The sequence below is a fragment of the Solirubrobacter soli DSM 22325 genome (genome assembly GCF_000423665.1).
Classification (GTDB): domain Bacteria; phylum Actinomycetota; class Thermoleophilia; order Solirubrobacterales; family Solirubrobacteraceae; genus Solirubrobacter; species Solirubrobacter soli.
Genome location: NZ_KE384071.1, coordinates 1 through 20,190, shown reverse-complemented (window position 1 = coordinate 20,190; position 20,190 = coordinate 1). Strand labels below are relative to the sequence as shown.

General features: G+C 73.2%; 16 protein-coding genes. 7 read left to right on the top strand and 9 right to left on the bottom strand.

Going from position 1 to position 20,190, the window contains the following annotated elements:
- The first annotated feature begins 40 nt into the window (after window positions 1-40).
- Window positions 41-1,504 (top strand): gamma-glutamyltransferase family protein, encoded by a 1,464-nt coding sequence (locus G569_RS0135960; RefSeq protein ID WP_028066999.1) that lies wholly within the window; start codon window positions 41-43, stop codon window positions 1,502-1,504.
- Here G569_RS0135960 and G569_RS59710 read toward each other — a convergent pair.
- Complete coding sequence (locus G569_RS59710; protein WP_053227498.1) at window positions 1,455-2,870, bottom strand: hypothetical protein; 1,416 nt, start codon at window positions 2,868-2,870, stop codon at window positions 1,455-1,457. The genes G569_RS0135960 and G569_RS59710 overlap by 50 nt on opposite strands.
- A gap of 106 nt (window positions 2,871-2,976) precedes the next feature.
- Here G569_RS59710 and G569_RS0135950 point away from each other — a divergent pair, with 106 nt between their 5' ends.
- Window positions 2,977-4,290, top strand: a complete 1,314-nt coding sequence (locus G569_RS0135950; protein ID WP_157592548.1) for a hypothetical protein — start codon at window positions 2,977-2,979, stop codon at window positions 4,288-4,290.
- 84 nt (window positions 4,291-4,374) lie between these two features.
- Here G569_RS0135950 and G569_RS0135945 read toward each other — a convergent pair whose 3' ends face one another.
- From G569_RS0135945 to G569_RS0135935, 3 genes are read right to left on the bottom strand one after another with little or no spacing between them, the layout of a single operon-like run.
- Window positions 4,375-5,706 (bottom strand): FAD-binding oxidoreductase, encoded by a 1,332-nt coding sequence (locus G569_RS0135945; protein ID WP_037501727.1) that lies wholly within the window; start codon window positions 5,704-5,706, stop codon window positions 4,375-4,377.
- A gap of 55 nt (window positions 5,707-5,761) precedes the next feature.
- Window positions 5,762-6,382: a signal peptidase I gene (gene lepB, locus G569_RS0135940; protein WP_053227497.1), complete on the bottom strand. Its 621-nt coding sequence runs from the start codon at window positions 6,380-6,382 to the stop codon at window positions 5,762-5,764.
- 14 nt (window positions 6,383-6,396) lie between these two features.
- Window positions 6,397-9,054 carry a CHAT domain-containing protein gene (locus tag G569_RS0135935; RefSeq protein WP_064750548.1) on the bottom strand — a complete coding sequence of 886 codons (2,658 nt, stop codon included), beginning with the start codon at window positions 9,052-9,054 and terminating at the stop codon, window positions 6,397-6,399.
- A 64-nt stretch (window positions 9,055-9,118) separates the two neighbouring features.
- Between G569_RS0135935 and G569_RS59705 the strand changes: the two genes are divergently transcribed.
- Complete coding sequence (locus G569_RS59705) at window positions 9,119-10,348, top strand: S8 family peptidase (RefSeq protein WP_053227495.1); 1,230 nt, start codon at window positions 9,119-9,121, stop codon at window positions 10,346-10,348.
- Here G569_RS59705 and G569_RS54450 read toward each other — a convergent pair.
- From G569_RS54450 to G569_RS0135910, 4 genes are all read right to left on the bottom strand, one after another.
- On the bottom strand, window positions 10,345-10,800 hold the full coding sequence (locus tag G569_RS54450) for a carboxypeptidase-like regulatory domain-containing protein (protein WP_053227494.1): 456 nt from the start codon (window positions 10,798-10,800) through the stop codon (window positions 10,345-10,347). The genes G569_RS59705 and G569_RS54450 overlap by 4 nt on opposite strands.
- Complete coding sequence (locus G569_RS54445) at window positions 10,797-11,360, bottom strand: RNA polymerase sigma factor (protein WP_053227493.1); 564 nt, start codon at window positions 11,358-11,360, stop codon at window positions 10,797-10,799. Before G569_RS54445 ends, G569_RS54450 begins: the two co-directional genes overlap by 4 nt.
- 103 nt (window positions 11,361-11,463) lie before the next feature.
- On the bottom strand, window positions 11,464-12,408 hold the full coding sequence (locus G569_RS0135915; protein WP_028066994.1) for a quinone oxidoreductase family protein: 945 nt from the start codon (window positions 12,406-12,408) through the stop codon (window positions 11,464-11,466).
- Between the two features lie 18 nt (window positions 12,409-12,426).
- The gene (locus tag G569_RS0135910; protein WP_028066993.1) at window positions 12,427-15,336 is read right to left on the bottom strand and encodes a hypothetical protein; all 2,910 of its coding nucleotides are present in this window, start codon (window positions 15,334-15,336) and stop codon (window positions 12,427-12,429) included.
- A 63-nt stretch (window positions 15,337-15,399) separates the two neighbouring features.
- On the opposite strand from G569_RS0135910, the gene G569_RS59700 reads away from it, so the two are divergent.
- Window positions 15,400-16,503 carry an ankyrin repeat domain-containing protein gene (locus G569_RS59700; protein ID WP_157592546.1) on the top strand — a complete coding sequence of 368 codons (1,104 nt, stop codon included), beginning with the start codon at window positions 15,400-15,402 and terminating at the stop codon, window positions 16,501-16,503.
- Here G569_RS59700 and G569_RS63300 read toward each other — a convergent pair.
- Window positions 16,490-16,666, bottom strand: a complete 177-nt coding sequence (locus tag G569_RS63300; RefSeq protein WP_157592545.1) for a hypothetical protein — start codon at window positions 16,664-16,666, stop codon at window positions 16,490-16,492. The genes G569_RS59700 and G569_RS63300 overlap by 14 nt on opposite strands.
- Before the next feature lie 35 nt (window positions 16,667-16,701).
- Between G569_RS63300 and G569_RS54435 the strand changes: the two genes are divergently transcribed.
- The 3 genes from G569_RS54435 to G569_RS59690 all read left to right on the top strand — a co-directional run bounded on the left by G569_RS54435 (window position 16,702) and on the right by G569_RS59690 (window position 20,055).
- Window positions 16,702-17,346, top strand: a complete 645-nt coding sequence (locus tag G569_RS54435; RefSeq protein ID WP_053227492.1) for an HAD family hydrolase — start codon at window positions 16,702-16,704, stop codon at window positions 17,344-17,346.
- Window positions 17,347-17,451: 105 nt separating this feature from the next.
- A complete protein-coding gene (locus tag G569_RS59695; protein WP_084286094.1) occupies window positions 17,452-18,024 on the top strand; it encodes a helix-turn-helix domain-containing protein in 573 nt (190 codons plus the stop codon).
- 12 nt (window positions 18,025-18,036) lie between these two features.
- Window positions 18,037-20,055 carry an MFS transporter gene (locus G569_RS59690; RefSeq protein ID WP_028066990.1) on the top strand — a complete coding sequence of 673 codons (2,019 nt, stop codon included), beginning with the start codon at window positions 18,037-18,039 and terminating at the stop codon, window positions 20,053-20,055.
- Window positions 20,056-20,190 lie beyond the last annotated feature (135 nt).

The following is a 20,190-nucleotide window of genomic DNA, read 5'->3' as shown; positions in this document are numbered from 1 at the left end:
CGCAGCCCCTCCACCCCACCCCGATCATCCGACCTTAGGCATGCGGCACGAGCGTGGCGTCGTCGCGGCCGGACACCCTCTGACCGCCAAGGCCGGCGCGGACGTGCTCCGCGCCGGCGGCAACGCGGTCGACGCCGCGCTGGCGGCGCTGATGACGTCGTTCATGACCGAGCCCCTGCTGACGGGGCTCGGGGCGGGCGGCTACATGCTGGTCGCGCCGCCGGGCGGGGAGCCGGTGCTGCTGGACTTCATGGTCGCGGCGCCCGGCGAGGGCGAGCGCGCGCCGCTGGACGCCGTCGTGATCGACTTCGGCGACGCCGTCCAGGTCTTCCACATCGGGGCGTCCTCCTGCGGGGTCTACGGGCTGCCCGCCGGCGTCGCCGAGGCCGCGGCGCGCTTCGGGACGATTCCGCTGACCGACCTCGCCGCGCCGGCGATCGGGTATGCCCGTGACGGCGTCGAGGTCAACCGCCAGCAGGCGCTGCTCTTCGACATGCTCAGCCCGATCGTCGTGGCGACGGAGGAGTCGCGGCGGCGCTACTGCATCGACGGGCGGGTGCCGGTCGAGGGCGAAGTGGTGCGCGACCCGGAGCTGGCGGACGGCATCGAGCGGCTCGCCCGCGACGGCGCCGATCCGTTCTACACCGGCGACGTCGGGGCGGCGGTGTCCGACTGGGTCGTCTCGCGCGGTGGAACGCTCTCGCGCGCCGACCTCGCCGCGTACGCGGTGATCCCGCGCGAGCCCGTGCGCGTCCGCTACCACGGGCGCGAGGTGCTCACGAACCCGCCGCCGAGCGCCGGCGGGCTGCTGCTCGCCTACGCGCTCGCGCTGCTCGAGCGGTCCCCCGGACAGCCCGACGCCGCCGCGATCGTCGCGGCGATGGAGGCCGCGCAGTCCGAACGCACACCCGACTTCCTCGACCATCTCGACCAGCCGGGCTTCGCCGACGAGTTCATGGCGTCGCGGCTCGGCTCGACCACCCACGTGAGCGTCCTGGACGCCGACGGCTGGGCGTGCTCGGTGACGTCGACCAACGGCGAGGGCTCAGGGCTCGTCGTCCCGGGCACGGGCATCCACGTCAACAACATGATGGGTGAGCAGGACCTCTCGCCCGCGGGCTTCTTCACCCACCCACCGGGCCGCCGCCTCCCGTCGATGATGGCGCCGACCGTCGTGCTCGACGACGGGTCGCCGGAGCTCGTGCTCGGGTCCGCCGGGTCCAACCGCATCCGCAGCGCGGTCCTCCAGGTGATCGTCAACGCGATCGACCACGGGATGGACGCGCAGGCCGCCGTCGACGCCCCCCGCCTGCACTTCGAGGACAACCTCGTCTACGCGGAGCCCGGGATCGACGACGCCGCCTTGAAGGGCCGCACGATCGCCTGGTTCCGCGAGCCGAACCTCTTCTTCGGCGGCTGCCAGGCCGTCGAGCGCCACCACGCGACACGCGCGTTCAGCGGCGGCGGGGATCCACGTCGGGGGGGCGCGGTCGTGCGTGCGTGACCTTCACGACCTGCGACATGTACGCCGCGTGCAGGGAGCACTGGAGCAGGTACGTGCCGGGTTGCTTGAAGGTGTGGGCGTAGTAGCGGTCGCCTCGGCTCAGCCAGGGTGAGGCGAAGCCGAGCGGGCCGTCGGCGAGCGTCACGTCGTGCTTGGTCTTGTCGGCGAAATGCCAGCGGACGGTCGCGCCGCGGCGGATCGTCAGCTGCTGCGGGCCGTAGGTGAAGTCGCGGACGAAGACCGACGCGACGGTGCCCGCGACGTAGCGGCGGGTGCCGGTGCCGGTGGTGGTCGCGCGGGCGATGCCGTTCTTGTCGAGGCGGGCGAGCGTGAGGGTGACCTTCGGCGGGGTCATCCGCGGGTTGGGGAACTCGGCGCCGAGCACGACCGCGTCGGCGGGCGCGGAGGCGCAGCCGGTGGGCTGGTCCTTGGCGGGCGGGGCGACGTAGACGTGCTCGATCCCCATCACCCGCGTGTGCGGGCGGGTGTTGTCGTAGGCCGCGGTGACCTTGAGCTTCTCGCCCTTGCGGATCGGCCAGCCGGTCGCGGACTGCCACCAGCTGATGTTCTTCGGGTCCGGCTCGTGCAGGAGCGGGCGGACCTTATAGAGCGGGTCGTCCGCGGGCGCGTAGGCGGGGCGATTGCGCACGAGGGTGCGGTCGCCGCAGCGCGGCTGGCTGACGCTGAGTGATTGCGCGCCGCCGTGCAGGTGCCCGCCGACGGCGACGATCCGGCCGGCCCTGGGGATCGTGAAGGTGCGTGCGTAGGTGGCGGTCTTTGCGCCCGTTCCCGGCACTGTCCATTGCGGGTCGGGCGAGCAGGGGATGATGCTGAGCCAGTACGGCTTGACCGGGATCGTCGGGCGGGTGTCGACGGTCACGCGGTACTCGACGTAGAACCGCTGCTCGCCCGAGCGGTGGTGCATCACCATCAGGATCGCCCGCCACTTGTCCTTCGGCGCGGTCGGGTAGCCGTAGCCTGGCGGGAGCGTCATCGGGCGCAGCTCCTCGCTCGTGCCCCAGAAGCGCTCGCGCGTGGACTTGTGCGGGCATGCGGGGTCGCCGCGGCGGTTGTCGGGCCCGCCGTTGGTGAAGACGAGGTGGTGGAGCATCGTGATCTGCTGCGGGATGACGGCGCCGGCCTTGTTCACAAGCCGCGCGTCCATCGCGACGATCGCGCCCTTGACGTCGGGCGGGCGCGCGGGGACCGCTTTCTGCAGCGTCTCGTAGGCGCCGATCGTGAACGGGCCGAGCCGCTCGACGTAGGTCGTCAGGCTCGGGTCCGCGCGGTGTTCAGGCGGAGGTGGCGAGATCGTGCCGGCGCTCGCGGGTGCGGCGAGACCGAAGAACACGACGATGGCGAGCACGACCCGGGACAAGACGCGAGAAGTCAACACGATGGCCCGGAGGTGTTGTGAGAGATCCACCTTGGGTGACCCTGGGCCTCATCGGGGCCTTCTAAATGTGAAGGACATGTTCCTCCCCAAGCTCTTGGCCTCTGCCGCGCTCGTCGCGGCGCTGATTCCTGTTGCGTCCGCCCACGCCGCCGCCCCGTGGTCGGACCCTGTGGCTGTCCCCGGCTCGACCGGGCAGGCCGGCTCCCCGCAGGTCCTCTTCACCCGCACGCGCGGCGGCGCGATCGCCTTCAACGGCGCGGGGTCGATCCCGGGCGCGCCCGTCCTGCGCAGCGCGCTCGGGGCCGGCGACGTTCCGCAGCCGGTGGCGACGTGGGCGGGCGCGCCGGACTTCGACACGTCGTTCAGCGCGTGGGCGGCGGGCGACCGGATCATGTACGTCGGGCCGTCGGGCCGGCGCGTGAAGATCGGCATCGCCACGGGGCCGACCGCCACCTGGTCGACGACGCTGCGCGGGCCCGACACCGGCGGCGCGCGCGTGGCCGCCGCGGCCGTCCCGCACGCCGGCACGGCCGGCGTCTTCGCCACCTTCGAGGGCGGCGGCGGCCACGTCTACCTGGTCCGCCAGCTCGGCACGCACGCGCCGTCGGCGACCCAGCTCGTCTCGGGCTCGAAGAAGGTCAGCATCCGGTCGGTCGCGGTCGCGATGAACGCGTCCGGCGACGTGCTCGTGGCCTGGGACGCGCACGGCGAGATCCAGGCGCGGTTCTGGTACGGCTCCTCCAAGCGCTTCGGCCCGATCCAGAACCTGGCCAAGGTCACCGGCGCGCTGCACATCGCGGTCGCGCTCGGCGCCGACCGGCGGGCGACGGTCGCGTGGGTCGACCAGCTCGTCAGCGAGGGCAACACCGGTCAGAAGGCGACCGTGTGGGCGACCTCGCGCACCGCGTCGCGCGGGTTCGTCCTGCCGGCCGAGCAGCTCGAGGCGTTCCCGGACGTCGCGATCCCCGGCGGCACGGTGATCGAGGCGGCCTACACGTCGGACGGGCGTTCGATCGTCGCCTGGAGCGGGCGCAACGCGGTCCGCGCGGCGATCGGCGGCGGCGCCCCACAGGACCTGGCGCCGATCGCCTCCTCGCCGGACGATCTCTCCAACCTCGGCCTCGAGAACCTCGTCGTGGGGCCGAACGGCACCGCCGCGGTGACGATGATCGCACCGGTCGACGCGCAGAACACCCAGGTGCTCGCCGCACCCCTCACCGGAGGCGCGGCCGCGTTCGGCCCGGTCGAGACGGTCTCAGGACCGGGCGCGTTCCTCGCGAACCCGAGCGCCGCCTTCGACCCGGTCACCGGCCAGCTCGTCGTGGCCTGGCGGGCTCCCCAACCCGCCGCCACTTCGTCCATCCAGGTTGCGACCCGCCCCACCCCGTAACTTAGGGGTCTGTCCCCTCAACATTCGTTTTGGCTCTACAGCGCCGTTTGAATCGTTGAGGGGACTGACCCTTCAGGTTTGGGGTCAGTCGATGGCGTGGTTGGCGGCGATGAGTTCGCCGGCGTCCACGCGGTTGCGGACGGCGCGCAACTGGTGCAGCGTGTAGCCGTCGAAGAAGCGGCCCGACTGGGTCGGGCGGTCGGTGAAGTTCAGCAGCGCACGGCCCGCGTCGTACTGGAGCGTCGCGGCCATCAGGCGGGCGAGGGCGGTGTCGATCGTCATCGCCGTGCCCGCGTCGGTGGGGACGCCGACGGCGAACAGCGAGTACGCGGCGGGGATCGGCAGCGCGCCGCCGAGGTGGCGCAGCTCGACGGAGACGAGCGGCGAGTCCGAGCCCGGGCCGACGGCGCCCACGATCGCGGCGATCGTCGCGTCGTCGACGTCGGCCAGCAGGCGGTGGTCGGTCAGCCCTGGGACCGGCTCCTTCGGGTCGTTGTGGAGCTCGATCAGGCCCGCCGGCGGCATCGTCGCGAACAGGTCGATCTCGGGCTCGAGCGCGCGCAGCGGGGCGAGCAGCGCGTCGTCGCCGAGGATCGCGGCCTCGATCATCACGAACTGGCGGCCGCGCAGCGGCGGGGGGACGGTCGGCAGGTTCGGGACCTGCAGCAGCCGGCAGAGCGAGGTGACCTCGTCGGGCAGGAGCGCGGTCCACTCCCGCCAGGCGGTGAGGATCTCGATCGCACGCTCCCACGGCCACGCCATCGCGCCCGCCGTGAGCTGCTCGACCGGATAGAGCTTGAACTCGATCGCGGTCACGACGCCGAAGTTCCCGCCGCCGCCGCAGAGCGCGCGAAACAGCTCGGGGTCGGAGTCCGTGCTGACCTTGCGCAGGAACCCGTCGGCGGTGACGAGCTCGATCGAGAGCACGCTGTCGCACGCGAACCCGTACTTGCGCCCGAGCCAGCTCAGCCCGCCGCCGAGCGTGTAGCCGACGACGCCGACGTCCGGCGAGGACCCGGCCAGCGGGGCGAGGCCGTACACGCTCGCGGGCGCGGTGACGTCCTCCCAGAGGGCGCCCGCGCGGACGCGGGCGCGGCGGGCCTTGGGGTCGATGCGGACGCCGCGCATGCGGCGGGTGGAGAGCAGGATCGTGTTCTCGAGGCTCGCGATCGCGGCCGCGCCGTGGCCGGTGCCCTGCGGCGCGACGCGCAGGCCTTCCTCGCGCGCGAAGTTGACGACCTCGACGACGTCTGAGTCGGTCAGCGGCTCGGCGACCGCGGCGGGGCGCTGGTCGACCGCGAGGTTCCACGCCCGCCGCGCCTCGTTCCATCCTGTGTCACCGGGTCCGTACACGTCGCCGTAGAGGCGGGAGCGGAGCGTCTCGACATCGATGGAGGGGAGATCGGTGAGCAGCATGCCCCGATGGTCGGGGCCGTGCGCGCGCAGCGCATCGGGGGGATCCCTAAGAGGCTTAAACGCCGCCTATGGAGCGCGGCGGCCAGTACGTCACGACCGCCTTGCCGATCACCCAGTCGCGTGGGACCGGACCCCAGAACCGGCTGTCGTCGGAGTCCCCGCGGTTGTCGCCCATCAGGAAGTACATGCCCTTGGGGACGGTCATCGTGTTCAGGTTGCACTCGGCCGCGCTGCAGGAGGACGCAAACGGCTCGGAGGCCGGCTTGCCGTTGCGGATCACGTGGCCGTTGAGGACCGCGATCCGGTCGCCGGGGAGCCCGACGATGCGCTTGACGAACGTCGTCTTGGAGTGCTTGGCAGTGGGCTTGGAGCAGGCGTGCCGCGTCTCCGGCCCGCCGCTGTAGAACGGGCCTTCGCCCATGTTCCCGCAGTCGCTCGTGTCGGCGCCGACGGGCGGGTAGAAGACGGTCACGTCGCCGAGCTTCGGGTCACTTCCGAGGCGGTGGCTGAAGCGGTCGACGATGATCCGCTGGCCGACCTTGAGCGTCGGCACCATCGACTCGCTCGGGATCCGGTACGGCTTGACCGCCACGGCCTGCAGCGTGAGCGCGAAGAACAGCGCCGCCGCGACGATCAAGATCAGCTCGACCGTCGAGCGCACGGACTTCGTCTTCACCGCACCAAATGTAGTCAGCCCGCGCCGAAGCAGACGAACGCCGCCCCGGCGCGCTCATCTGCGCTGCTCGCGCGGGCCTGCACGAGCGCCTCGGCGGGCGCGGTGCCGTCGCGCAGGGCGTCATCGAGAGCGAGCATCAGGCCCTTGGTCGCCTCGTCCGGGACGGGCACGACGGCGGCGATCACGGTCGCCGTGCCGAGCGCGAACAGCGCGGCGGTGAAGCCCATCAGCTCGTCGCCGGCGTGCACGGTGGAGAGCCCGGACTCGCAGCTGGACAGCACGAGCCGCCGCGGCGCTCTGGTGAGCCGCTCGAGGTCGTAGACGGTGAGCGCGCCGTCGGCGAGCTCGAGGCTGCAGAACAGCGGGTTGTCGTCGCGGAAGTGCCCGTGCGCGGCGAGGTGCGCGGAGTCCGCGCCGTCGAGCGCGTGGGTGACGCCGGCGACGGTCGCGTCCGCGCCGATCAACGCGAGCGCGTTCGGGTCCCTGTGCGCGAGCGTCTCGATCTCGTGGGTCGCGGCGGGGAGCCGCGGCCCGGCCGCGAGCACCCGCCGCCCGCTCGTCGCGGGCTCTTGGGCGGCGCGCTGCCAGAGCCTCAGCGAGGGCGCGACCGCGAGGGCACGGTTGGCGAGGCTCGGGAGGAGCGCCCACGGCACCGCGTGCAACTCGCCCGTCGGGACGAGCACGAGTGGCCGCGCCGGCACCCGTCCGGCGGCGGCGCCGCCCGCAGCGCGCCGCGCTCCATCGAGCGCGAGCGGCGCGATCAGCAGGGTGTCGAGGCGCTGGGCGACCGTCGCGAGGATCTCGGCCATCGCGTCCGCCGCCCGCGAGCCCGGCCGCGCCGTGGCGACGCTGCGCAGGGTGAACCGCAGCGACGCGACCTCCTTGCCGATCGCCGCCTCGTCGCCGAGCGTGTGCAGCCGCGCGCGACCGTCCGTGACCGTGATCGCGTGCAGCCGGCCGTCGAGCGCGAAGAACTCGACGAGCCCCCGATCCGCGAGCGAATCTAAAGACGGCCTGCTCCCGTTTAAGTTTGACGATTCGTCGCCTTTGGCCTGGCGGGCGCGACGGCGGACGGAGTTCTCGAGCGCGGTCTGGCGCCGCGCCAGCGCGGCGTCGTGGCGACCGTCGCGCAAGGACTCGTCGAGCGCGGCGGTCACACGGCGCAGCTCCGCGAGGTCTTTCGCGAGCGCCTCGTCGTCCGGTGGGCGCGCGGGGCGCCGCAGCAGCCCGGCCGCCTTTCGGCGCTCGGCCGCGGCGAGGACCCGCGCGGCGTCGCCGGACTGGACCGCGAGCCGCAGCCCGAGCGTCGCGAGCTCCTCCCCGTGCCCGGACGCGTGCGCGCGCAACTCGGTCGCGCCGAGCGTCATCCGGTGCGCCTCGAGCGCCCGCAGTCCGGCCGCGACCGCCGCGCTCGCCCCACGCCGATCCTCGCGGGAGAGACGCAGCAGCGCCGCCGCGTGCCACGCCCGCGTCCGCTGCTGGACCGGCCCGCGGTCCCGCTGCGCCGCGGCGAGCTCGAGCTGCGCCCGCGCGATCCGCGGCCGCCCGAGCTCGAGCGCCGCGCGCCCGGCGATGAGCCGCGCGTCGAGCGCCTCCGCTCCCCACCCGACGGCGTCGAGGGCGCGGATGGCGCGCCGCGCCGCGGAGAGGGCGCCATCGAGCCGCGCCACCCGCGCGTCGCGCGTCGTCTCGGCCTCCAGCCACGCGGCTTGCGCCGCCGCGGAGCGGGCCAACGCCGCCCAACCCGGGCGGTGCTGGCGGGCGAAGGCGTGGTCGGCCTGGTCGGCGTGGGCGTGGGCGGCGGCGACGTCCGCGCAGAGCAACTCGGCCTGGGCGGCGAGCAGGCGGGCCTCGGCGAGATCGGAGCCCATGCCCGCCGCCGACAGCTCTGCCACGGCGGCGGTCGCGTTGGCGCGGGCCTCGGTCGCCAGCCGGGCCGAGAGCAGCACCTCGCAGCGGTCCATGAACAACAAGGCCAAGGGGACGTCGTGGGCGCGGTACTCGGCCTCGACGCGGTCGTACCACTCCAACGCGGCGGGCACGTCGCCGCGCCGCGCCGCCACCCACCCGAGGTTGTGCCGCACCTGTGTCGCCGCGAGCGCCTGGCCGTTGGCCTCGTGCAACTCCTCGGCGCGAACGAGATCGCTCTCCGCCGCGTTCAACGCACCCCGGTAGACCTGCAGCACGCCGCGGTTGCACAGCAGCCGCGCCTCCCACAGCCGGTCGCCCACCCGCCGGAACGTCGCCAGCGGCCGCCGGTAGCCGGCCAACGCGTCATCCAGACGCCCGAGCCGCTGCAGGATCAGCGCCCGCTGGGACTGCATCCGCGCCCGCGCGGTCCCCTCCAGGTCGGGCACGGCCCGGTCGGCCTCGACCAGCGCCTCGCCGACCGTCCCCTGCAAGGTCAGCGCCCACGACAGGGACATCCGCGCCTCGCCACACCGAGCCGCCAGCCCGCCTTCGGACGCGAACGCCACCGAGCGCCGCAGGTGCGCGACCGCCGCGTCCGCGTCGCCCAGCTCGATCGCCGCCAACCCCAGCGCGCGCTCGGCCACCGATCGCGTCTCCAGATCGTCGGACGCCGCCGCCTCAGACGCCAGCCGCCGCGCCGCCCGGGCGTCGGCGGTGGCCAGCCGAATCGCTTCGTCGGCGTGTTGCAGCAGCGTCGTCACCAAGAGCAAGCCTCCCGCAACCCACCCTTGCCCGCCACCCCGTCGATCGGGGAGGGTTGTTGATATGAGCGAACTGCCCGAGCGCTGGGACCCCCGCCAGGTCGCCGTCTTCGGCGACAAAGAGCACGAGTTCCTGCTGCGCCCCGGCCAGATCCTGGTCGGCCCCGGCGACGCGCCCGACGTCGCGAAGGCGCTGACGGGATGGAAGCCCCAGGAGCGCCGCACGTTCGGCGTCACGACGTTCACCAAGGCCCCGCAGAGCCCGGAGACCGCGGCCAAGGAGGTCATCGAGGCGATCGTCCGCGTCCGGCGCCTGACGGCCAAGCGCCCGCAGGGCCCGGTGCGGGTCGCGCCCAACCACGTCCTCGTGGGCGAGACCGCGATCACGCTCACCGGCGAGCCGCGCGTCCAGGGCGGGCCGGGATCGTCCGTGCGCGTCGCGAAGCCCCCGAAGGCCCTGCCGCAACGAACCACCCGCGCCGGTGACGGCAAGGGCGTGCGGATCGCGGTGCTCGACACCGGCCTGTTCACCCACCCGTGGCTGCAGGCGGTCCAGGTCGCCCCCAACTCGGCCGACGTCTGGGACGTCGACCACGACGACTACGCCGACGCCGAGTCCGGCCACGGCACGTTCATCGCCGGTCTGATCCTGCAGGTCGCGCCCGCCGCCGAGGTCTACATCGTCAAGGTGCTCGACTCGCACGGCGTCGGCGACGACGCCACCGTCGCCGCCGCGATGGAGCAGCTCCCGCAGGACGTCGACATCGTCAATCTCTCGCTCGGCGGCTACACGATGGACAACGCCGGCCCGCTCGCGATCGCCAACGCCCTGAACATGATGCGCAAGCAGCGCAACGTGGTCGTCGCCGCCGCGGGCAACGCGGCCAAGGCGCGCCCGTTCTGGCCGGCCGCGTTCAAGCAGGTCGTCGCCGTGGGCGCGGTCGAGGAGAAGGACGCCCACTGGCAGAAGGCCGACTTCAGCAACTACGGCTGGTGGGTGGACGCGACCGCCCGCGGCGTGAACCTGCAGTCGACGTTCACCAAGGGCAAGTCCAAGAAGGCGACCGGGCCCAAGCCCGACCCCGCCGACCCCTGGATCACCTTCGACGGCTGGGCCGCCTGGGACGGCACATCGTTCGCGAGCCCGATCACCGCGGCGATGATCGCGCGGACGATGTCGCGCAACGGGTTCGCCAGCGCGGCCGACGCGCAGGCGCACCTGCTGCAGACCTCACCGCCCGCGCCGCAGCCGGAGTTCCCGCTCGCCGTCCTCGTGGACGAACTCCAGCCCTAGATCGTCGTCCAGGGAACCGCGATCTGCACGCCGCGCAGGACCACGTGCAGCCGGATCACACCCGCCTCCAGACCGTCGAGCGAGAAACGCCCGAGCTCGTCGGTCTGGACGCTCACCGGGTCCGCGCCGGGGCGCTCGAGCGTGACCGTCGCCGAGGCAGGAGGCAGCAGCTGCCCCTCGAGCCTTCGCTCGCGCGGCCCGGTGTGGGCGACCTCGAGCTCGATCCCCAGCCGCGGCGACTCGAAACTCAGCTGCCGGAGCGTGCCCGCGCTGCGCACAAGTGCACCCGCCTCCTCCTCCGCGCTGTCGCGCATCAGTTCGGCGAGCTCGTCGTCCACCGTGCGCCAGGTGAACGAGCTCCGGGCGGCGTCGTCGAGCAACATCGGCACGGGGTCGACCTGCTGGAAGATCGCGCGCAGCTCGGCTTCGGTGATGGCGTCCTTGTCGGTCATTCGAGTTCCCTCCGGTCGGTGGCGGTGACGCCTTCACCCTCGGCCAGCCCGCGCAGGCGCTCCAGGCACCGTGCGCGGGTCGGGCCGATGCTGCCGATCGGCATGTCCAGCGCGGACGCGATCTCGTCGTAGCTCGGCGGCGGATCGGCGACCAGGATGCGCAGCAGCGTCTGGCAGCGCTCAGAGAGCCCGCCGAACGCCTGCCACAGCGCCTGATCGCGTTCCGCCGTCAGCAACGCGGCCCCGAGATGCGTGTCCGACGGTGTCTCCGGCAGTTCCTCGGTGGGAACCTGCCGGGCGGAGTGGCGGAGCGCGCGCAGGGACTCTCGGCGCGCGGTCGTGGCCAGCCACGCTCCGACGCGCTCGGGATCCTGCAGGCGACCCAGGTGCTCGACCAGGCGAAGCCAGGTCGTCTGCACCACATCGGAGGCGTCCGCCATGGGCAGGCGGTGCGACCGCGCGACGGACCAGACCAGCCCGTTGTAGCGGTCCACGAGCCCGTTCCAGGCGGCTTGGTCCCCCGCTGCGGCGGCCCGTACGAGCTCTGCCACCTCAGACATGTCGCGCGAACGTACCAGACGTTCGGGCGAGACCCAGACCAACTGTGGGTGTGACGTCGTCATGCATTGCACATGAGCGCGGACCACGCGCGCTGATACATGACTACGGCACGAGAAGCAACTTCCCCGTGGTCGTGCGTCCCTCGAGGTCCACGTGGGCCTGGACCGCCTCCTCCAACGGGTAGCGGGCGCCGATCCGCACGTCCAGCGAGCCGTCCGCGATCCAGCCGAAGACCTCGCTCGCCCGCCACACCAGTTCCTCGCGCGTGGCCGTGTAGCCCGGCAGACCGGGGCGGGTCAAGAACAGCGACTTCGGGTTCAGCGACTGCGGGTCGACGGCCGGCGCCGGACCGCTGGCCATCCCGTACAGGACGAACATCCCGCGGGTGCGCAGCGCGCCCATGCCCTCCTCGAACGTGGTCGCGCCGATCGCGTCGTAGATCACGTGGGCGCCGCCGCGCTCGTTCACGAACGCGCCGAAGCCCTCGTACGGGATGACCTCGTCCGCGCCCGCGCCCCGCGCCAACGAACGCTTCTCCTCGGTGGAGGCCGTCGCGATCACCGTCCCGCCGCGCGCCTTGATCATCTGCGTCAGCAGCAGTCCGACGCCGCCCGCGGCCGCGTGCACCACGCACACGTCGCCGGCGTTCACGGGGTACGTCGACTGGCTCAGATAGTGCGCCGTCATGCCCTGCAGGATCGCCGCGGCCGCCTGCTCGCAGGACACGCCGTCCGGGAGCTTGACGGCCTCCTTCAATGGCACAGCCACCCGCTCGGCGTAGGAGCCGGCCGCCGCCGCCCACGCGACGCGGTCGCCCTCGGCGAACTCGCCCGCGCCCTGCACGACCGTCCCCGCGCCCTCGGCGCCGACGATCAGCGGCAGCGGCGCACGCCCGTACATCGCGCCGCGCCCTTCGCGCTCATACACGTCGCGGAAGTTGACGCCGATCGCCTCGACGCTGACGATGAGGTCGCCCTCGGGCTCGGGGACGTCCTCGAGCCGCATGACCTCGGGGCCGCCCTTGCTGGTGATCTGGATCGCGCGCATCCCAGCATTCTGGCCGCGCTAGCGGTTCAAGCTCAGCGTCGGCAGGTTCCAGTCCTCGCGGAAGGCCGACACGCGCTGCCAGGCGAGCCCCGGGTCGATCGTGAAGGCCTGGCGCGCCCGAGCGAGCTGCGCGATCGAGCCGAGGCCGCCCTCCGACTCGGCCATCAGGAACTCGAACGGCGTCCGCTCGTCGATGAAGAACTCGGTCAGCGTGACGCACAGGTACCAGTACGCGGCCAGCTCGCGCACGAGTCGCTCGAGCGCCCGCGCCACCTCGTCGCCGTCGGCATTGAACGTGGGCAGCGTCTTCAGCGCGTCCTCGAGGACCTTGGCGTCGGGCACCGGGCTGGCGTCGCCGAGCCAGCCGAGGATCGCCGTCGCGTCGGCGCGCGCACCGAGGCGGGCGGCGGCGGTCACCGTCCCGTCGCGCTTGGCCTTCAGCTCCTCGGCGGCAAGCGCCCTGGTCAGCGCGGTCAGGCCTTCCACGCGCCGTTGATCGCGCAGGTCGAAGAGCCGTCGCGCGACGCGGATCACATCCCGTGGGAGCCCGCCCGCGAGCGCGTGGCAGAGCGCCTTGAACGGCTCCGACATGTCGATCGTGCGGGCGGTGAGGAGCAGCTCCGTTCCATCCACCGCGAGGTGATCGACCCGCAGCACGTCGTCCAACGCGCTGTCGAACACGTCGCGGAACGGCATGCCGCGGCGCTCGAAGCTCGCGACCGCGTCCTCTGAGACGGAGATCAGGAAGTAGCACCGGGGGATGCCGAAGATCGCCTTGACGTCGTTGAGGAAGCGCTCGGCATCCTCGTCGGAGCCCATCTTGTCCATCTCGTCGATGGCGACGACCATGCTCCCGGCGGTCGTCGAGGCGATCTGCAGGAACTCGCGCAGCAGGCCCACGACCTCCGGCAGCGTCATCGCCTGCTCCGTCGACGAGCGACCGCCGGTGGTGGAGGCCTCCGCGCTGAAGGGGAGCTTGATCGTGTTGCCCGTGAAGCCCACCTTGGTGGACCACCCCGCGTTGAACGCGCGCTGGTACTTGATCCGCTGGAGATTGGCCCGCGCGAGCGCCTCGAGGCGCTCCAGCTGCTCGGGTTCGAGCTTCGACGTCCAGCCCGTCTCGGCCACGGCCTCGACCGCCGAGACGCTCGGCGGGAGCGTCACCGGCCGCTGGTCCAGGGCGGAGCTGGCGAGCGGCGAGATGTCGGACAGCAGCGCCGCGAGCGCGCCACCGCTCAACGCGAGCGTCAACGCCGCGCTGAGCGCGGTGCTCGGCGGCGTGTTGAGCATCCCGAGACCGACCACCGCGAGCCCCGAGACCGCGACGACCGTCCCGGTCGCGACGAGGCCCTTCGCCAGGCGGTCGGCGCTCGACGCGATGTCGTCGACCCGCTTCAGCGTGGCGCGCCTGGTCAGCTCGGTCGGGTCGAGCACGAACGCCTTGCGCACCAGCCGGGCCGCGAGCGGGCCGATCAAGGCCGCGCCCAGCACGATCATCGCCCCGAGCCCCGACGGCGGGTCGAGGTTGCGTCCGGTTCCCGCGACGATCGCGACGAAGACGGCACCGCCCGCGAGCACCACGATCGAGGCGTGCCACGGGCGCCGGATCGACCGGGCGGCGACCCACGTCGGAAGGATGGCGAGGAGCGGCCAGCCCGCGAGCGCGCCGGCGGCGACGATCCCCCAGGTCACCGGCGTCCAGTCGCTGACGATCGTCGCGACCACGGCCGCCGTCGCGGCTCCCGAGGAGACGGCCGCGCCCGCCGCGAAGGCCCGTCCCCGCTGCTGCGCGATCGCGAGGATGACGAGCGCGGCGCCCAGGACGGAGGCGGCCGCCAGCAGCTGCCGCGTCGCCTCCGGCGAGCCGTCCGCCCGCAGCGCCTTGATCGTCAGCAGGAGGCCGATCACGCCGGCGAGGACGCCGACGCCGATCGCGATGCGGGTCGCCAGCTTGACCGAACGCTCGGCCCGGCGCAGCCGCGCGTCGACGCCCTCCTCGAGCGGATCGACGTAGCTGTCCGGGGGAAGCGACGCGCGGCACGTGGTCTCTAGGAGATGCAGCACGAAATCGAGCGAGGCGTACTTGACCGGGGCGTACACCATGACCGCCAGGTGGTCCGCGGCGCCACGCGGCGCGTCGGCCTTGCAGACCGCGCGCAGCAGCGTCGTCTTGCCGACGCCGCGCGGCCCCGAGATCCCGATGCTGCCGCCGGGCAGTTGCTCGAACACGCGTTGCAGCCGGCCGTTCGCCTCGGTGACGATCTCCCGCTCGCGGTCAGGCAGCGTCGACAGCCCGTCCGGCCGGGCGCCCTCGAGGCTGGTGCGGTAGCGCCGCTTCTCGCCCGACGAGAGCGCGTCCTCGGACTCGAGCAGCGTGTTGAGCTCGCTCCGCCACAGCGGCAGGATCCCCTGCTCGAGCAGCGCCCGGACGGCCAGCTCGCGGGAGGCGTCCACGCGTGCCTTCTCGGCGGCGAGCAGGCGGTCGGCGTCCTCGCCTGACTGCAGGCCCTCGAACACCGCCGCCTGTGCGGACTCGAGCTGCTCGGCGAGCTCCGCCTGACGCTTGCGGAGATCGTCGAGCGTCTTGCGCGCGCGCCCCTTCTCCTCCTGTTCGAGCTTGGTGATCCGGATGACGAGGGCGGCGTAGTCGCGGCTCAGCTTCACCACACGCTCCGCCTCGACGTCGCCGGACGCCGCACGCGAGCGGGCGATCGTCTCGAGCATCGCGGTGAAGTCGCGCTGGCACACGCGCAACGCCTCGAGCGCGGTGAACGCGGAGCGCTCGATGTCGTCCGCATGCTTACGCGCGTTGCGCTTGAGGTTCTCCAACACGCGCTCGCGGTCCTTGAGCAACTTGAGCGCGGCTTCCAGCTCTGGCTCCTTGAGCGCGCGTTGCATCGCGTCGTCCAGGAGTTCCTTAGCGATCATCGAATGTCATCGAGATCAAACACCGCTCAGCCACCGGTCGTCAACCGTGGCAGCATGGCGCGGATGGACGACTTCGTGCGGGCGGCGACGAACGGCCGGCGCGCGCGGGCGGAGGCACTGTGGCGCGAGACGGACGACCAGTGGGCGCGGCTGGTCCACGGCGACGGGTTCGAGGGCGACGCGAACGCGCCGGGCGGGCCACTGGGGTGGGCGCCGCTGCTCTACGTGACCCACTCGGTGTTCGCGAACGTTGCGCCGGCACGAGAGCTCCTCGCGCGCGGCGCCGACCCCAACGCGACCTTCACCAACGAGTACGGCGAGATGTCGGCGTTGTACGGCGCCGCCGGCCGCGCCCACGATCCGGAGCTCACGCGCCTGCTGCTGGACGCCGGCGCGAACCCCGACGACGGCGAGTCGGTCTACCACGCCACCGAGGCCGAGAGCGCCGACTGTCTGCGCGCACTGCTCGAGCACGGCGCGACGGCCGAGCCGATCATGCTCGCCCACGCGCTGGACGACGACCGCCCCGAGCACGTCCGGCTGCTCCTCGAAGCCGGCGCCGATCCCCGCGAGTTGCTCCCGCACGCGGTGCGCCGCGGGCGCGGGCCGGAGGCGATCCGCGTCCTGGCGGCGCACGGCGCCGACCTCGAGCACCTCGGCGGCGAGATCTGGCGCAGGCCGGAGCGGCTGCGCACCGCCTACCAGCACGCGGTCCTGCGCGGGTTCGACGAGGTCGCCGCCGCGCTGGAGGCGCTCGGCGCGCGCACCGACGTCGACTTCGACGACCTCGCGATCGCCGCCATCGCTCGGGGGGAACGGCCGCCGGTGATCCCGCGCGAGCACGACTGGGACCAGCTCGAGGCGCTCGCCCGCGCCGACACGCTCGGCCTCGTGGTCGAGCTCTACGGCCCGGACTTCAAAGGCGTGATCGGCGGCTCCCCGCTGGCGTCACTGATCTCGATCGCCGCGTGGCTGGGCGATGTCGAGCGGGTGCGCTTCCTGCTCGCCGCGGGCGCGAAGCCGGACGGCCTGTGGGCGGCCGTGCACGGGTCGGGGTCGATCGGAGTGGCCGAGCTGCTCGTCGCGGCGGGCGAGCGCATCGAGCCGGCGTACCTCGAGGACGCCGACTCGCCGCTGTACGAGTGGCTCGCGGCTAACCGCCCATGAGCGCGGCGATCGCGACGTCCTCGCGATCGGCCGCGGCGCGGTAGGCCGTATAAGCGTCGCGCTTGGCGCCGACGGGCGCCTCGCACCAGACGCGGAAGGCGAGATGGGCGTCGTCGCGGGCGCATTCCCACGCCAGGCGACGGTCATCGGTGGAGAGGGTCATACCCGAAGAGAGCGTTCTGACGGCGCGCTGATACCTTGCCGCCCCTGCAACCGACGGGCGTCATCTTCGACTGCGACGGGACGCTCGTCGACTCCGAGCCGCTGTCGGGGGAGACGTGGCGCCAGGTCGCGCGGCCGTACGGCTACGAGATCCCGGACGCGGACCTCGAGGCGGTCGTCGGTTTCCCGTACCTGCGCACGCACGCCTACTTCGCGGCCCGCGCGGCGCTGCCCGCGCCGGAGGAGCTGCTGCCGGAGCTCAACCGAGTCCTGTTCGCGCTGATCGACGAGCGGCTCGAGGTGTTCGCCGACGCGCTCGAGGCGGTCGTCGAGTTGCGGTCGCTCGGGGTGCCGATCGCGGTTGCCTCCTCGTCCGTGCGCGAGCGTCTGGACCGCACGCTGGCGCACGCCGGGCTGACGTTCGCGGTCACGATCGCGGGCGACGAGGTCGAGCACGGCAAGCCGGCGCCGGACATGTTCCTGCTCGCCGCCGAGCGGCTCGCGCTGCCGCCGGAGGCGTGCGTGGTGGTCGAGGACTCGCCGCCCGGGGTCGCCGCCGGCCGGGCCGCCGGCATGCCCACCTTGGGCGTGCAGCGGGTGCCGGGAATCGACCTCTCAGCCGCCACGAAGGTCGTCGAGACGGTGTCCGCCGACGCCATTCTCGAACTCGCGAACCAATGAGTTCGGTACGCGTCATAGCGACAACAAGCTCTTACCGTCCCTTTAGATTGACAGCAGGATGACATCCGGTCACAAACGGCGTACATTGCGTGAAGGACCGACGCCATGGCTGAGCCCGATACCCAATCGGCGCAAGACGCTGGCGAACTGGACGAGGCGCTCCTCCGAGCCATCTCTCACCCACTTCGTCACCGATTGCTCGGGATGTTGGACGGGCGGGTCGCTTCACCCAATCAGCTGGCGCGCGAGCTCGGCCTGCCGCTCGGGCGGGTCAGCTACCACATCCGCCTGCTGAGCGATCTCGGCGCGATCGAGCTGGTTCGCACGGAACCGCGGCGCGGCGCGCTCGAGCACTTCTACCGCGCGGTCACGACGGTCTGGTTCAGCGAGGGCGACTGGGCGAAGCTCCCGCGCTCCGCCCGCCGCGGGATCCTCGGGCAGAACCTGCAGCAGATCTTCACCGATGTGACGACCGCCGCCGACAGCGGCGGGTTCGACCATCCTTCGAGCCTCGTCCTTCGTGCACCGCTCCGGCTCGACGCCGCCGGTATGGAGGAGATCTCCGGCATGCTGCGCGCGGCGATCGACCGCGCCCGCGAGCTCAGCCTCGAGGCCGACGACAACGGCGGCACCGCCGCCGCCGAGCTCTCAGTACTGCTCTTCGAGCGCCGCGCGTAAGCTCGAAGGCCTATGGAGGCCCTTCGACGCGCGCTCGTCGCCGTGGCGGCGGGTCTGGCACTGGCCGACGCGTCGATCGTCGCGCTGGCGCTGCCCCCGATCCTCACCGAGATGGACACGACGATCACGGGCGTCGCCGCCGTCATCGGCGTCTATGCCCTGGTCCTCGCCGTGTCGATCTGGCCGGCCTCGCGGATCCGCACCGGCCCGTGGGGCTTCGCGTTGTTCGCGCTCGCCTCGCTGGGCTGCGGCGTCGCGCACTCGCTCGAGGTCCTGCTCATCTTCCGCGCCCTGCAGGCCATCGGCGGCGCGGCCGCGCTGATCTCAGCCTTCGACGTGTTGGACGCGGGACGCTCCCCGAGCGGCCGCCGCCTCTGGATCGGCGCGGCCCTGATCGGCACCGCCGCCGGCCCCGCGATCGGCGGCGCCCTCACGGAGGCCTTCGACTGGCGCTCGATCTTCATCATCCAGGCGCCGATCGCGCTGGCCGCGGCGGTGATGTGCGTGCGGAGAGAGCCGCGCGTGGCGTCGGCCGCCGCCGCGACGTCGAGCAACGGTGCGCCTTCGCGTGCACCCGGGCCCGAGTCGCCCGCCTGGTCGCCCCCGGCGGCGCCCCCGCGGGCGCCGGACGCACCGGGGGCCGGCGGCCTGTGGGCCCGCGGCGAGGCGCCGCCCGCGCCGCTCCGCGGCGACATCGCCGCGTCGCCCGCGCCCGCGCCGCACGGCGACGACGTCGACGCGTCGCTCCCGCCCGCGCCGCACGGCGACGACGCCGACGCGCCGCGCCCGCCCGCGCCGCACGGCGACGACGTCGACGCGCCGCGCCCGCCCGCGCCGCTGCGCGACGGCGACGGCGACGACGCCGACGCCGACGCCGGCTCGCCCGCGCCCGCGCCGCCTCGTCACGGCGGCCACGCCGGTCCGCACCTGCCCGCGGCCCTCCACAGCGAGGTCCTCCCGCCTCACCCGCCCACGTCGCCCGTGTGGCTCGCCGCCCTCGCCTTCACCGCCGCGGCGTTCACCGCGGTCCTGTTCCTCCTCGTCATCGAGCTCGTGGCCGGGTTCGCGATGTCGCCGATCGAGGCCGCGCTCGGGGTCACCGTGCTGCCGGTCGCCGCGCTCGGCGGCGCCGCGATCCCCGGCGACCCGCGGCCGAAGGCGCTGGCGGGTGCGCTGCTGATCGCCGGCGGGGCGGCGGCGCTGGCGTTCCTGCCCGCGCCGACGATCGGGTGGACGATCGTCCCGCAGATCCTCGCCGGAGCGGGGATGGGGCTCTCACTGCCGGCGTTCAGCGACGAGCGCGACATCGCCGAGGCCGCGCGCAACCTCGTCGCCCGCCACGTGGGGATCGTGCTCGTGCTCGCGATCCTCGCGCCGGTCGCCACGGCACAGCTGACGAGCGCGACCGAGAACGCGATCCTGCAGGGCACGGCGCTCGTCCTGGACGCGCAGATCGACCCGCTGCAGAAGCTCCAGCTCGCGCCCGCGCTGCTCGCCGACGTCGACGTCGACAACCCGCGCGAGGGGCTGACGCGCTCCGTGAAGGCCAAGCGGGCGGAGTTCGCGGACAACGCCGCGGTCTACGACCGGCTCGCGGGTCGGCTGGACGACGTCGTGGTCGTCGCGGTGCAGGACGCGTTCCGCTCGGCCTACCTGATCGCCGCCGCGCTCGCGCTGCTCGCCGCCGTCCTGCTGCTCTCCGCCTACCGCAAGCCGGCGATCGCGCTCGCCACCGCGCTCGCCGCGGCGACGTTCGTCTTCTACGCCGTCGAGCACGACAGCGTCGCGCCCGCGCCGGTCGCCCTCCAGGACCCGTGCCAGCAGCGCGACGTCCCCGACACCGGCGGCCTCTCGGGCGCGATCCAGTCCGAGGCGCTGCGCCTGCTCGACCAGGGCGCGTGCCAACTCGGCGCCTCCCGGGAGGAGTTCGCGCTGGCGCTGTTCGACAAGAAGCGGGCGAAGGAGTTCGAGCGCGAGCACGGCGTCGACCCGCGCAGCGCGGGCGGGCTCCTCTCACTGCTGGGCGGCTAGGAGTCTGTTGACGAATGGTCGGTCCGACCGATGTGGTGCAGCCGCCAGTGGCTCGGGCCGGCCGCGCTCGCGATGCGGCCCTCTGGGCCGTGAGCAGCGTGGGTGGCGCGAGGCGCTGCGGATGTGCCGCAGCGG

Excerpts from the sequence above, each read along its gene's own strand:
- G569_RS59690 (WP_028066990.1), top strand. The coding sequence starts at position 18,037 with ATGGAGGCCCTTCGACGCGCGCTCGTCGCCGTGGCGGCGGGTCTGGCA.
- G569_RS63300 (WP_157592545.1), bottom strand. The coding sequence starts at position 16,666 with ATGACCCTCTCCACCGATGACCGTCGCCTGGCGTGGGAATGCGCCCGC.
- G569_RS0135945 (WP_037501727.1), bottom strand. The coding sequence starts at position 5,706 with ATGCTGCTCACCGATCTCCCCTCCATCGATGTCGAGACGCTCCGCTCC.
- G569_RS54450 (WP_053227494.1), bottom strand. The coding sequence starts at position 10,800 with ATGACCGACAAGGACGCCATCACCGAAGCCGAGCTGCGCGCGATCTTC.
- G569_RS59695 (WP_084286094.1), top strand. The coding sequence starts at position 17,452 with ATGGCTGAGCCCGATACCCAATCGGCGCAAGACGCTGGCGAACTGGAC.
- G569_RS0135910 (WP_028066993.1), bottom strand. The coding sequence starts at position 15,336 with ATGATCGCTAAGGAACTCCTGGACGACGCGATGCAACGCGCGCTCAAG.
- G569_RS59705 (WP_053227495.1), top strand. The coding sequence starts at position 9,119 with ATGAGCGAACTGCCCGAGCGCTGGGACCCCCGCCAGGTCGCCGTCTTC.
- G569_RS59700 (WP_157592546.1), top strand. The coding sequence starts at position 15,400 with ATGGACGACTTCGTGCGGGCGGCGACGAACGGCCGGCGCGCGCGGGCG.
- G569_RS0135950 (WP_157592548.1), top strand. The coding sequence starts at position 2,977 with ATGTTCCTCCCCAAGCTCTTGGCCTCTGCCGCGCTCGTCGCGGCGCTG.
- G569_RS0135915 (WP_028066994.1), bottom strand. The coding sequence starts at position 12,408 with ATGCGCGCGATCCAGATCACCAGCAAGGGCGGCCCCGAGGTCATGCGG.
- G569_RS54445 (WP_053227493.1), bottom strand. The coding sequence starts at position 11,360 with ATGTCTGAGGTGGCAGAGCTCGTACGGGCCGCCGCAGCGGGGGACCAA.
- G569_RS0135960 (WP_028066999.1), top strand. The coding sequence starts at position 41 with ATGCGGCACGAGCGTGGCGTCGTCGCGGCCGGACACCCTCTGACCGCC.